This window comes from Trichococcus sp. (assembly GCF_055118575.1).
In genome coordinates this window covers 1-13,926 of sequence record NZ_JBSQPW010000014.1, presented here as the reverse complement: position 1 = coordinate 13,926, position 13,926 = coordinate 1, and the positions used below count along the sequence as shown (strand labels likewise).

The following is a 13,926-nucleotide window of genomic DNA, read 5'->3' as shown; positions in this document are numbered from 1 at the left end:
TAAGGAGGCATTATATTGAAAAGTACAGCAGTTTTGATAAATAGAATTATACGTCTGAGTCTATGCTTGTTGGTTCTATTCTCAGCTTTGTTCTCAGGTAAGAGTGGTGTTTTTGCAGTCGAAGAGGACGGTATTAAAAATGCAAAACATTACTTGGTCACTTATGACGGCAAGGCCACAGAGATTAACTTCGAGGAGAAAGGAATTCTTCATCTGACAGCTGTCAGTTTGGGGAATCCGGATGTTTTGACCGGGTCATTTGAAGACTTGACCAAGGAGATTTCTGTTGATAGCAGTACAATTGAAACTAGCAAAACTATTGCAAAAGAGTACGCAGTTGACGGATCGACCGAGTACGAGGAAACTTTGTCAACCGGTGAAGTAATCGTATTTTCATTAGTAAGTGGAGATACTTTGTCAGTTTTGCCTATCGCTTCTCCAAATGATGCAATCACAGTTCCCGAAACGTACCTGGAAACTGAAACATCATCAGAAAATGAAACATCATCAGAAAATGAAACATCATCAGAAACTGAGAAGACGGAAATAGTGACAACTAATCAGAATGGTTCGTTTATTGAAAGAATTTATTCAGTTGACGTTGCAGGTGATGAAATCAGTGAAGTAGGTTTGAAATACTACGCCTTGAACGAGACTGGAGACATAGTCGAAATAACAAAAGCCGAATATGATCAATTGAACGAAGCGATTCAGTCACTGACGAGTACTGTTCAAAACGTGAGCAGTCCATCGGTAGTATATAGTACTCATGTTCAAAATATCGGTTGGCAAGCCGATGTATCTGATGGCGCATTAGCCGGAACGACAGGTAAAAGTCTGCGTCTAGAAGCAATGAGAATTTCTTTGTCAGGAGGAAGCTATTCCGGATCCATTTCTTATCGTGCTCACGTTCAGAATTTAGGTTGGATGGAATTGGAGTCGGATGGAGCAGTCAGTGGTTCACTGGGAAAATCACAACGAATGGAAGCAATCCAAATACAATTGACAGGTGACATTGCAGCAGCCTATGATGTCTACTATCGCGTGCATATTCAAGACATCGGTTGGACAGCTTGGACCGCTAACGGGAAGTTGGCGGGATCTGAGGGTATGGCCAAACGTTTGGAAGCGATGGAGGTGAGGCTCCTGAAAAAGGGTGACACCTCTCTCACGATTGGAAAATCTTTTTATTCTTCCAAAAGCAGCTTGCCGTTCTCTCCTGCAGTAGGCTACAGTTCCCATGTTCAAAATGTAGGTTGGCAGACTGAAGTTAAAGACGGTGCAATCAGCGGGGCACCTGGACAAGGACAGCGTATTGAAGCAGTTAAAATTGGGTTACAGCAGCTTCCAGTTGATGGCTCAATTCAATATCGTACCCAGGTCGAAGGCATCGGTTGGACTGGTTGGTCTAAGGATTGGGAAATGAGTGGCACTAGTGGCCAAGCAAAGCGCTTAGAAGCAATTGAGATTAAACTGGCTGGTGAAGTATCGACCTATTACGATGTTTATTACAGTGTCTATTCTGGAACATACGGCTGGCTTGGCTGGGCTAAAAATGGAGATTCTGCAGGAACGGAAGGCTTAGCGGAACGAGTGGAAGCTATTCGCGTCATGTTGGTTGAAAAAGGCAATAGTGCTCAGGTACCTGCTAATACAACAAGTGCTTTCTTAAAAGGTAGCAAGCCAGTGATTTCATATCAAGCTCATGTACAGGATTATGGGTGGTTGGCTAAGGTCGCGGAAGGACAGATCAGTGGCACTACGGGAACCGCTAAGCAACTGGAAGCGTTCCAGATTTCGTTGGAAAGCAGTGCTACTTCTGGTGGGATTACCTACCGGTCAGATGTGGATGGAGTCGGTTGGAAAGACTGGACAACGGCAGGTTCCACCAGCGGAACAATCGGCCAAGGAAAAAAAATTAAAGCGATTGAAATCAAGCTGACAGGGTCATATGCCGACAACTATGATATCTACTATCGCGTTCATGCACAAAATTATGGCTGGCTAGGTTGGGCTAAGAATGGCGAATCTGCGGGAGTCGAAGTCAGCAATATTCGAATCGAAGCCTATGAAATAAAACTTGTTAAAAAAGGAGAAGCTGCTCCAGGAATGACTGCGGGTAGGTATATTGAGGCGAAACAGCTAATCTACCTTGATCCCGGACACGGTGGCTGGGACAGTGGTGCAGCATTCAGCGGGGTGTATGAAAAAACACTTAATTTAAAAGTTGCGAATAAAGTGAAGACTTTGTTGGAAGCGCAAGGTTACAATGTAGCAATGACACGGTACACTGACGTTTCGGTAAGTGGCACCACAAACCTTTCTACCGAACTTTTAGCCCGTGCAGCGATGGCTAATGCGGCAAATGCAGATATCTTTGTGAGCATTCACCATAATTCAGCCGGCTATGCTTCAACGATTACAGGAATAGAAACGTTTTATTATGGGTATTATCCAGGTTATGAACCGCAGATTAACGAGGCGATGCACCTAGATCCTACCAGACTGGCGAATAGTGTCACCTTAGCAGATGAAATTCAATCCTCTCTGATCAGTGCTACTGGTGCCAAAGATAGAGGAATATATGATGAAACTTTTGCTGTGCTTCGTGAAACTGCCATGCCAGCTGTTTTGCTGGAGTTAGGATTCATGAGCAATGCCACTGAGTTAGCGAAATTGGCAACTGATAGTTACCAAAACGTCCTGGCTCAAGCGGTCGCGAACGGTATCATCAACTATTATCAATAAGATGAAGGAACCTGGACAATGATCTAGGTTCTTTTTTTTTTCTGTATTTAAAATATTACGCCGAAATATATAAATATTTAATAGTGTATTTTTTGAGTTTATACTATAATTAAATTTGCATATGTTTAAATGATGTCGAGATGTTATAAGTGGGAAGAAGCAGAGCGTATTGACAAAGAAGATTCCCGATTAATCTTTGCAATCATCAGAAAAGGGGAGTTTGCGGATGAAAAACAGTACGTCGAAATGGAAGGTACAAAGATATTCTTTGGTGGTGATTGGGATAATTCTGGTAGGGTTTTTAACATCAGCAACCATGGCGACCGCTTCAGCGGAAACGACAGCTACAGTGACTCCAACTGTTGAAACATCAAAAGTTGGAGACTCATTTTTACTCTCATACCAATCACATATTTCTGGTATCGGTTGGCAATCTGATAAGCATGAAGGGGAACTAAGTGGTACGGAAGGGGGGGCACGTAGGTTGGAAGCCATCCAGATCAAGAGGACAGACAACCTTCCGATCGGTGATATCGTATATCGGACGCATGTCCAAGATTATGGGTGGATGAATTGGGTTTCTAACGGGAAAGTGAGTGGCACAGAAGGAGAAGCCAAACGATTGGAAGCAATCGAAATAAAACTTACGGATGATTTGGCTCAAAAATATGATATCTATTATCGTGTCCATGCACAAAACGTTGGCTGGTTGGATTGGGCAAAAAATGGTGAATCATCAGGAACGGCAGGTTATGGTTATCGTTTGGAAGCAATTGAAATCAGATTGGTGGAAAAAGATGGGATAGCACCGGGTCCTACAGTAAGTCCATTTGTAAAATACCCAACTATCATTTACCAAACGCATGTGCAAAATATTGGATGGCAAAATGAGGTCCGCGATGGAGCGTCAAGCGGGACTACTGGAAAGGCCTTAAGATTGGAAGGGATTAAAATTCAATTGTCCGATCTGCCTTATGCAGGATCCATCTCGTACAGCACGCATATTCAAAATATTGGTTGGCAAGCTGAAGTGAGTGATGGACTTTTAAGTGGAACATCCGGACAATCCCTGAGACTGGAGGCAATAAAAATCAAACTGAACGGCGAAATGAGCCAAAAATTTGACGTTTATTATCGTGTCCATGCACAGATGTTCGGTTGGACAGGCTGGGCGAAAAATGGGGAACCCTCAGGAACAGCAAAATATGGATATCGCTTGGAAGGTATTCAAATAAAAATCTTGCCAAAGAGTAGCGGGGCTCCAGGAAAGACCACTGGAGCATTCATGGAAAATCCCAAAATCACCTTAAATGTTCCTTTTGTTTCTCAACTAACTCCAACATACGCTCCAATGGGGTGTGAGGGTGCGAGTTTGCTGATGGGTCTGCAATATAAAGGCTATACAAATGTTTCTCTCAAAACATTCTTAGATAACATGCCTAAGAACAGTAACAATCCATTTGAAGCATTCGCGTCCTCTCCCTATAAAATCGTGGATGGGGTCTACCAGTCTATCTTCACTAAAGCGTTGGCTTCGTACGGCAAAATTTACAGTGGGAAAGTAGCTGATGCAACAGGTTTTTCTACCGTACAATTGAAAGCAGAAATAAAGCAGGGCAATCCAGTAGTTGTCTATGTCACCAACAATTTTGCAACTCCGGTATGGGGCATATATTATATGGGCAATGCCGGCTATGTGAGGACAGTTGACAACATGCACGTTATGACCCTGATTGGTTATGATGAGCAAACAGGGGATTATTTAGTGAATGATCCAAATTCATATGCAAAGAGTCAATACTGGGTAACGAAAGAAAAGTTCGAAAAAGCGTATAATGCATTAAATTATGCAGTTGTTGTTCGATAAGCTGGAAAAAATTCGAGTGAACTTATCTGAATCGGATAAGTTCACTCTTCTTATTTTGAGATAAACTAGTTAATGCGGAAATTAAGTATTCCTAAAAGTAATTTTCAGTCTATTTACGGAATAATCTGTTTATGATATTGTCGGTTAGACTGATTTGCCCGTGGGCTTTCTTTCAGAAGACTGTTATTATATATAAGACGGAAATAAAATAATTAGATTTGAGGTAGTTTCAAGAATGGAAAATAAATCTTTAAAACGGAATGCATCTCTCAATGGGATAAGGACCGTACTTGCAATCATATTTCCATTAATAACTTTTCCTTACGCCACGAGGGTTTTGCAAGTTACTAATTTGGGAAAAGTCAATTTCAGCAGTTCCATCGTTAATTACTTTTTGCTGTTGGCAGGACTGGGTGTAGCAACCTATGCCATCAGAGAAGGGGCAGGGCTGCGGAACGATCCGGAAAAATTGAATACATTCGGAAACCAAGTGTTCACAATCAATCTGATTTCGACGGTGATTTCCTATCTCTTCCTGTTTGTCGTTTTGTTCACAGTGCCTTCGTTAGCGGATTACAGGTCGTTGTTGCTGATTCAAAGCATGAGCATCATCTTCACTACAGTCGGAGTAGAGTGGATTTACAGCATCTATGAGGACTATTTGTTCATAACGCTGCGCAGTTTGGCCTTTCAAATTATTTCACTGATTCTGCTTTTTGTTTTGGTGAAAGATACCGAAGATTACTATTTATACGCACTAATCACTGTCATCTCAACTGTTGGTTCCAACGTAATCAACTATGTTCATTCGAGGAAATATACGAAGTTGAGATTGACTAGGCACTTGGGCCTTAAACAGCATTTAAAACCGATCTTGATTATTTTTTCGAATAATCTCTTATCAACATTTTATGTTAATTCAGATATTACTTTATTAGGGTTTATGGTCGGAAACTACTCCGTCGGTATTTACAGTGTAGCTGTAAAAATATACACGACTGTAAAATCGGTTCTTGCTGCGGTAATTATAGTTGCAATCCCGAGGCTGTCCTTCTACTTAGCGGACAATCGAATGGAGGATTACCGAAATACGATCAATAAAGTTTTTAATTATATCTCTGTGCTTATTTTGCCGTCGGTGGTTGGCATCAACCTGTTGAGCGAGGAGTTGGTCATCATCCTTTCCGGTGCCGACTATCTTGAGGCTGCAGTTTCACTCAGAATATTGAGTGTGGCCTTACTCTTTTCAATCTATGCAACGGTCATCGTATCCTTGATTCTATTGCCAATGAAAAAGGAAAAATATATTTTAAAGGCGACTTTAGCAAGTGCAATTGTCAATGTGGGTCTGAATCTGGTGATGATCCCGATTTTCCAAGAAAAAGGTGCAGCCCTGACTACGATGATTGCTGAACTGCTTGTGTTGTTGATGAGTTACTATTACGCCAAAGAACATATCGAGTTGAAAGGGATCTCCAAAAATATTGGGGCCAGTCTGATTGGTTGTGTGGCGTTGGCAGTTGTCGCTTTTGTGTTGCGTAACTTGATCACTAATGTGCTTCTGTATACGTGTGCGACTGCCGGTGTGGGCGCTATCGTCTATTTATTGGTTATGTTGGCCTTGAAGAATGAAGCGGTGCTGGAAGTTGCTGGCCCGTTATTGTCAAAATTCAGGAATAAAAAAGTTTAACAAATTTATGTAGTTTTTTAGCAGCCTTGCAAGAATAAATGATAGATTTGAGGGGAATCAATTGGAAAAAAGTGTTCACATCGTTGTTTTAAATTACAATGGCTATGAAGATACAATCGCATGCGTTGAGAGTTTGCTTAAGATTCAATATGAGAATTACAAAATCATCGTGGTGGATAATGCATCAACCAATGACTACGCCACTTTGCAACAGAATTTGGCGCGTGACATCATCTTGTTGCAGACCGGGAAGAATTTGGGTTATGCTGGCGGTAACAATGTTGGTATCCGGTGGGCATTAGAAGACGGGGCTGATTATGTTTGCGTATTGAACAATGACACGGAAGTCGAACCGGATTTCCTGAAACAGCTGGTCGACTTCGCGGAAACAAACCCTGATTGCGGAATGGTAGGACCAGCAATATTGGAATTTGATGAACCAGAACTCATCCAAACGACGGGTGCGATGATCAATATCGCGAAAGGAGCCGATCTGCCCCTTAATCAAGGGAAACCTATCGATGAAGTGGAAAAAGTCATTGCCTGTGACTATATCGGGGGCGCCTGCATGTTGGTGCGTAAAGAAGTGATGGAAAAAATCGGTTTGATACCGGAAAATTACTTCTTATTCTATGAAGAGACGGAATGGTGTTGCCGGGCTAAACAAGCCAAATTTGGCGTATACTGCCTGACAACCGCGCATATCTATCATAAAGGTTCCAGTTCGATCAACAAGGTACAAGGCCTAAGCAAATACTTGTTGTACAGAAACCGAGTGGTCTTTGTGAAAAGGAACGGCACGTTTACCCAAAAAGCGAAGTTCTTTGTTTACTTGGGGTTGAAAATGGTTCAGACTTTAGTGTTTGATTTTTCCAACAGGGACGAGATAAAGTATTATCTTCACGGTGTATTCAACCTGATTGACAAGAAAAAGTATCCTTTTATCATCATAAACCAATAGCGGGCGCAAGTGGTTTTTTCAAAATAAGTCACGCGTTCGGCACAGAGGGGCTGGAACTGAATCGGATTTTTACTGATTCAGTTTTGGGCGTCTTTTTGTTTTGCCGATTTTTTTATTGATATGAAAAGGAGTGTTCATTTTTTGTGACTTTTGTTAAATTTTTAATATATTTTTGATTTAGCCTTTTTTAATCCAAGCCAATCCTTTATACTGAAAAATGACTATTTGTGAATGGGCTATTTTTTTTATTAAACCTATTAAGGAAAGAGGATAAAAAATAATGAATAACAGTAGACGTCGGCAAAAGAAAAGCAAGAGAATAATAAAAGGAATTTCAGCTGTGCTTGCTGGCCTTGTTATCATTTTAGGGTTCTTTTTTTGGAAGTCCTATTCAGAGGTCGATAATACCGTGACAGCTATGTATGAAAGTGTTGAAACGAATGATTTAAGAGATAAAGATGTATCCACTGATGCATCCGAACCGATTTCGTTTGCTTTATTTGGAGTTGACAACGGGGCTTTGGGAAGGGATACTGACGTCGGCAGAAGTGACGCTATCATTATTGGTACAATTAATCCGACTACGAAGACCACTACCTTGGTGAGTATTCCCCGTGACTCTTATGCAGAAATGGTTGAGTATAATGGTTTGGACGGATTCCCGTATTATGACAAAATAACCCATGCATATGCTTTTGGCGAAACGAGTATGGCGATCAATTCGGTGCAGCAATTCCTGAACATTCCGGTTGATTATTATGTGACAGCGAATATGCAGGGCATCGTGGATATCATCAACGCGATAGGCGGCATAGAAGTGGTCAGCCCATTGACGTTTGAATATGATAATTTTGAGTTTGTTGAAGGTGAAACAATAGAATTGGATGGTCAAGCGGCATTGGCCTTCGCTAGGATGCGTCATGACGATCCTGCAGGCGATGCGGGCCGACAAGACAGAGAAAAATTGGTTGTCGAAGCCTTGCTCAACAAAATCGTCAGCTTGGATTCACTAAAGAACTATCGAAAGATTTTGGATACTTTATCAGCTAACGTCAAGACTAATTTGACTTTTGATGAGTTAGTTGATCTTCAGGCCGGTTACAAGAGTTCATTGCAGAATTTCGTGCAGGATTCCCTGGTTGGTGAGGAAACTTACATAAATGAAATCTACTATTTGTATGTGAACCCGCAAGAGCGTTTGCGCATTTCCAATATTTTCCGTAAAGAATTGGGCTTGGCCGAGAGCCTTGAGGAGGATCTTGCATTTACGGATATTGATGAGTATGGCGGTGTCTATACCGAAGAGTCTTATTCCTATGAGGAACCTTATTACGAAGAAACCTATCAGGAAGAGATTTATACAGAAGAACCATATGTCGGGGATACATATACTGACGACACTTACACAGAAAGCGACTATTCAGACGGCTATTACAACGAAAACGCATCATCCACCAATGATGAAATCTATTCTGAGGCATACAGCTATTAAAAATATCATGCGTAACCATACGAGGGTGGACAAAAGTCCGGCCCTCGTTTTTTTTCGGCGGGTTGTTTGATATAATAATAGAGATAAAAGCAGAAAGAAGGGCAAGAATGAGGAAAATTAAGAAAGCAATCATAACAGCAGCTGATTTTGGGGTAGATTTCCTTCCGGCAACCAAGGCCATGCCAAAGGAAATGTTGCCTATTGTCGACACTCCTGTTATCCAATTTGTTATAGAGGAAGCCCTTGCTTCTGGAATAGAAGAAATATTGATCATAAGTGGAAAGAACAAGTCCACAATCGGAAATCATTTTGACCGGAATATTCACTTGGAAAAAATGCTTTCGGATAAGGACGATCACGAAAAATTAGCGATTCTTGCTAAATCGGATGTTCCAAATATCCATTACATCAGACAAGCGTATCCGGATGGTTTGGGGGATGCTATTCTTCATGCAGAGTCATTTGTTGGCGATGAACCATTTGTCATTTTGCTGGGCGATGATATCATGCCGAACGAGGTACCACTGACCAAAACCTTGATGAATCTGTATGAGGCATATCAGAAACCCGTTATTTCCATGATGAAGACTGGTTTGGAGAAATTAGCCCAGTCTGGTGTTGTGGAAGTTTCCAACGCGATAGGGGAAACCCTTTTTGGCATCAGTCATGTTTTTGAAAAGGCCGGTTCTTCGGTCGTATCCAACGACTTGGGCATCATAGGCAGATATGTCATGACACCGGATATCTTTCCTAAATTGCACTCATTGTCTGCACAGGGGAAGCCCGAACTGCAACTGACGGATGCTATCGAAGCGCTGAACAAAGAGCAAGACGTGCTGGCGTACGAATATCAAGGCAAAAGATACGATGTGGGTGATAAGTACGGGCTACTGATTGCAAACATCGAATTAGGTATGAAGCACAAGGAAACAGCTCAGCCACTGGTTGAGTATCTGAAGGAATTAAGCAAACAGCTGAAGCAGGAGTAATTATGCTACCTATTCCATTCAAGTAGTCCTAGCTGGAGCTGGTGAGCAAAAAGAATAAAAAGAACGCTGGATGGCGTTTAAAACAGGAGAAGAATATGGAAAAAATGCTATATATGATGCATGTCGATTGGGATTGGATTTTCCAAAGGCCGCAAATTTTGGCTTTGGAATTAGGTAAATATTTTGATGTCACCGTGCAATATCGTTTTGCGAACAACCGCAAAACCGTCAGAAAAAATAAAGTTCGTCCTTCGAAGCAAGTTGTCTATTTCCAGCTGCCGAAGAATGATTTGCCGATCATTAAGCAGTTCAACGCAATGATCCGAAGCAACTATAAGAGGAGAATCATTAAGGGAGACTATGATTATCTTTGGGTATGCTCTCCTGAGTTGTTTGAAGCGATTCCGGAAGATTATAGTGGGACAATCATTTATGATTGCATGGACCGTCATGTGAACATGGCGAAAAGTGAAAGGAAACAATACGTGCAAAACATGGAGTTAGCTTTGATCGCAAAAGCCAGTTATATTTTTGCCTCAAGCCATGGCTTGTACGAAGATATCATGCGCGTGGATCCGAGCAAAAAAGTGACGATAATCCGCAATGGTTTTGTACAAAGTGAACTATTTTATGATGAGCGGGGCACGTCTGATGGAGAAAAAACGAACTACAAAATCGCGTATATCGGAACGGTCGATTCCTGGTTCGACTTCGAAACGCTAGCGAGTAATGTCGCTGCTTTTAAAAATGTGTCCTATGACATCATCGGCCCGACCGTTGTTAAAAAGCCGATAGAACGTGTCAAATACTGCGGTATCATTCCGCATGATGAGTTATACACGAACATCGAGAATGTAGACTGCTTAGTAATGCCGTTCATTTTGAATGACACAGTTCTGGCGGTTGACCCGGTCAAACTGTACGAATACATCAGCTATGGGAAATGCATCATCTCGGTCTATTATCCGGAAATAGAGAGATTCGGTGATTTTGTTTATTTCTACAATAATGCCGCAGAATATAATGAATTGGTGCAAAAATTGATCGAAACAAACTTTAAGCCAAAATATTCTCGAAAACAACAGGCTGATTTTTTGGTGAACAACACTTGGGACAGAAGAGCGTCAGATATCATCGAGGTACTGACCGAGAAAATTTGAGGATGTGTAATTATGAAGAAGATAAAAGTAATGACCATTTTTGGAACGAGACCTGAAGCCATAAAAATGGCCCCTCTGGTGAAGGAATTGGAGAAACAATCCGACCGGTTCGAGTCGATTGTGACTGTAACGGCGCAGCATCGGCAAATGCTTGACCAGGTATTGACTATTTTCGACATCAAACCGGATTATGATTTGAATGTAATGAAAGATCGCCAAACGCTATCACAGATTACTGCTAATGTCTTGATGGGGTTGGAGGCAGTCATGTTAGAAGCAAAGCCGGATATTGTTTTGGTTCACGGCGATACGACTACCACATTTGCGGCGGCAATTTCAGCATTCTATCACAACATTAAGGTGGGCCACGTTGAGGCCGGATTACGAACTTGGAATAAATACTCTCCTTTCCCGGAAGAAATCAACAGGCAGGTAACAGATGTCATCTCGGACTTGTATTTTGCACCAACAACGCAAAGCGAGGTCAATCTGCTGAAAGAAAATCACGACTTAAATGCTATTTACATTACCGGTAATACAGCTATCGATGCTTTACAGCATACGGTCCGGGAAGATTATCAGAACGAAATCCTGAACCGTATTCCTGAAGCGCATAAACTCATCTTGGTGACGATGCATCGTCGTGAAAACCAAGGGAAACCTATGGAACAGGTATTTCGTGCAATCAGACAGGTCGTTGATGCCTATCCTGATATTGAAATAATCTATCCGGTTCACTTGAATCCTGTGGTTCAGGAACTGGCGAATGCGCATCTTGGGGACCATGAGCGTATCCATCTTATTGCGCCGTTGGATGTCGTCGATTTCCATAACGTCGCAGCCAGAAGCTACATGATCATGAGCGATTCGGGTGGTGTGCAAGAAGAAGCACCCTCTATGGGCATCCCGGTACTGGTCTTGCGTGATACCACAGAAAGGCCAGAAGGCGTCGAGGCTGGAACACTGAAACTGGTGGGAACTGAGACAAAAGATGTGGTTGAAGCCATGACAGATTTACTTGATAATGCCACGTTGCACAAAAAAATGTCCGAAGCGGAAAATCCATATGGAGATGGTAAAGCATCCCAAAGGATTTTGGACTGTATCGCTTACGAATTTGGCCGTATGGACCAAAGGCCTGAAGATTTCAAGTATTAGGGGCGCCTATTTTTTGATAGTATTCTATAATTCAATATGCTATATTGTATTGTGTTTTTATGATTACTATTTTTAAATAAACTTTAAATTACGAGGAAGAAAGGTAAAGGGTAATGCAAGTGAATCATCCAAAATTAAGTCGGAAAGATATTTTTTCTTTCAATAATAAGCATGCATACTTAATTAAGAATGCTATTTTGATCATACTCGTGTTTCTTTTGATGAGGGTGATCGGTTTTGAAAACCAAATAATGTCATTCATTATTATGTTTGCTTTAGCAGTGTTCAGTTATTTTTATATTTCAATAAAGAATAAGGATTTTTTCGATTTCAGGGCTATCTTTTTAGCAGCCTGGTTGGTCTCGTTCGCTTTGAATTTGATCAGGTTGAATCCTATCTATAATGAACTGAGTCTAAAGACTTCGATCGTTTTGATTATCACACCAGTTCTATTGTTACTAGGATCATTCCTGTATGAAATAATACACAACAACCCCAATGAAGAGAAAGTTAAACCAACGAAACTTATGGACGGTAATCTGTTCTTTACAGTATCGTTGCTGATATCTTTGTTCATTCTAGGATGTTTTGTAGCGGAAAGTATCATTATTGGTGAGTTGCCTTATTTCAGTAGTGACATGAATGCTTATGTTACCTTTTATGTCAGTGGGTTGCACCAATTTGTCGTGTTATCCTATTTCATTCCTAGCTTAGCGGTCATTTATATTCATCAGTACGGTGTAAAATGGCATTCTTTCAAAGCATTGGTTTTGATTGTTTTGAGCCTAATCAGTTATGCCATTCCGATACTGATCGTTTCCCGCCAATTGTTGTTGCAACAGTTGTTCATCATGTTCTTTACGTTGGCTTTCTATCATCGCAAAAAAACTTTTCAACTATTTATCGCAATGGTGCTTTGCTTCGGTTGGGCGTTTGTTTTCTTGTCGGGAGCGAGAAACCAAAGTGAGGAGTATTTAGCGGATGCCTACACACAAAGCAATGTACAAGAGGATGACAACAGTGCTGATCCTTCAGACGACACAGAAACGATAAAACCGACTCAACACGAAGTCGCTTTTGATTTGCCGCAGGTATTGGTGACACCATATGTCTATTTTTCAAACAGCCTTCAAAGCTTCAATAATCAGGTCAATCATCAGAAAAATCACTATTACGGTATTTCTTTGTTGGAACTTCCCGTAAAGGCTTGGTCGAAGGTTACTGGGGAAGAGGTTGAACTGATGGATGCCTATAAGCACGACAAAGCAAGACTGCAAATCAGTCCTTTCCTTAATACATTCGGCTTTGTTTCTGATTTTTACTTCGATTTTGGCATCTTTGGGGTCATCGTCGGTATGGCACTATATGGCTATGTTTTGGCATGGCTGAAACATATGTCACTGGTCAGTCAAAATCCATTCATCATTATGCTCTCTGGACTATTCGTCTATGCTTGTCTGTTCTCATTCTTCATCCCATGGTTAAGCAACAGTACGATGCAATATACAGTAGTATTCTTGGTACTCTTGGCTTTCTGGAATATGAAAATAAGGAATAAAGTGCCGGAAATGAGCATTCAGAACCAATGAAGATTGAATTTTACCATTCAAAAAGGGAATCCCGATCACGTGTCGGGGTTGCCTTTTTTTGTATACTAGGAAAGTATAAAATTTTTCGGATTGAAAAGTGCTTCACCATAGGTGTTTCACACGTTTGCAAAATGTTTCATGCGCCTAAAATGATGGCCAGCTTCACGGGTTAACCCTTCGGAAATTAGATAAATCTGTCCTATTGCGCTCTTCGATGCTCAGTCGGACAGATTTCCTAAATTTCTTTCAGGGCTGAACGAACCCGTTCAGCA

General features: G+C 41.3%; 9 protein-coding genes. All 9 read left to right on the top strand.

The genetic code is table 11. The annotated features are described in order from the left end of the window. Positions 1-15: 15 nt before the first annotated feature. Positions 16-2,748, top strand: a complete 2,733-nt coding sequence (locus ACTCCX_RS05470; RefSeq protein WP_463275080.1) for an N-acetylmuramoyl-L-alanine amidase — start codon at positions 16-18, stop codon at positions 2,746-2,748. A 226-nt stretch (positions 2,749-2,974) separates the two neighbouring features. Further along, positions 2,975-4,615: a C39 family peptidase gene (locus ACTCCX_RS05465; RefSeq protein WP_463275079.1), complete on the top strand. Its 1,641-nt coding sequence runs from the start codon at positions 2,975-2,977 to the stop codon at positions 4,613-4,615. A 235-nt stretch (positions 4,616-4,850) separates the two neighbouring features. After that, the gene (locus ACTCCX_RS05460; protein ID WP_463275078.1) at positions 4,851-6,305 is read left to right on the top strand and encodes a flippase; all 1,455 of its coding nucleotides are present in this window, start codon (positions 4,851-4,853) and stop codon (positions 6,303-6,305) included. 61 nt (positions 6,306-6,366) lie between these two features. Next, positions 6,367-7,266, top strand: a complete 900-nt coding sequence (locus ACTCCX_RS05455; protein WP_463275077.1) for a glycosyltransferase family 2 protein — start codon at positions 6,367-6,369, stop codon at positions 7,264-7,266. A 280-nt stretch (positions 7,267-7,546) separates the two neighbouring features. Next, positions 7,547-8,758: an LCP family glycopolymer transferase gene (locus tag ACTCCX_RS05450; RefSeq protein WP_463275076.1), complete on the top strand. Its 1,212-nt coding sequence runs from the start codon at positions 7,547-7,549 to the stop codon at positions 8,756-8,758. Positions 8,759-8,865: 107 nt separating this feature from the next. After that, positions 8,866-9,747 (top strand): UTP--glucose-1-phosphate uridylyltransferase, encoded by an 882-nt coding sequence (locus ACTCCX_RS05445; RefSeq protein WP_463275075.1) that lies wholly within the window; start codon positions 8,866-8,868, stop codon positions 9,745-9,747. Between the two features lie 95 nt (positions 9,748-9,842). After that, the gene (locus tag ACTCCX_RS05440) at positions 9,843-10,907 is read left to right on the top strand and encodes a glycosyltransferase family protein (RefSeq protein WP_463275074.1); all 1,065 of its coding nucleotides are present in this window, start codon (positions 9,843-9,845) and stop codon (positions 10,905-10,907) included. A gap of 12 nt (positions 10,908-10,919) precedes the next feature. After that, complete coding sequence (gene wecB / locus ACTCCX_RS05435; protein WP_463275073.1) at positions 10,920-12,065, top strand: non-hydrolyzing UDP-N-acetylglucosamine 2-epimerase; 1,146 nt, start codon at positions 10,920-10,922, stop codon at positions 12,063-12,065. Between the two features lie 113 nt (positions 12,066-12,178). Further along, positions 12,179-13,654, top strand: coding sequence for an O-antigen polymerase (locus tag ACTCCX_RS05430; RefSeq protein WP_463275072.1), 1,476 nt, complete (start codon positions 12,179-12,181; stop codon positions 13,652-13,654). Positions 13,655-13,926 lie beyond the last annotated feature (272 nt).

Excerpts from the sequence above, each read along its gene's own strand:
- ACTCCX_RS05465 (WP_463275079.1), top strand. The coding sequence starts at position 2,975 with ATGAAAAACAGTACGTCGAAATGGAAGGTACAAAGATATTCTTTGGTG.
- ACTCCX_RS05460 (WP_463275078.1), top strand. The coding sequence starts at position 4,851 with ATGGAAAATAAATCTTTAAAACGGAATGCATCTCTCAATGGGATAAGG.
- ACTCCX_RS05450 (WP_463275076.1), top strand. The coding sequence starts at position 7,547 with ATGAATAACAGTAGACGTCGGCAAAAGAAAAGCAAGAGAATAATAAAA.
- ACTCCX_RS05445 (WP_463275075.1), top strand. The coding sequence starts at position 8,866 with ATGAGGAAAATTAAGAAAGCAATCATAACAGCAGCTGATTTTGGGGTA.
- ACTCCX_RS05440 (WP_463275074.1), top strand. The coding sequence starts at position 9,843 with ATGGAAAAAATGCTATATATGATGCATGTCGATTGGGATTGGATTTTC.
- wecB (WP_463275073.1), top strand. The coding sequence starts at position 10,920 with ATGAAGAAGATAAAAGTAATGACCATTTTTGGAACGAGACCTGAAGCC.
- ACTCCX_RS05430 (WP_463275072.1), top strand. The coding sequence starts at position 12,179 with ATGCAAGTGAATCATCCAAAATTAAGTCGGAAAGATATTTTTTCTTTC.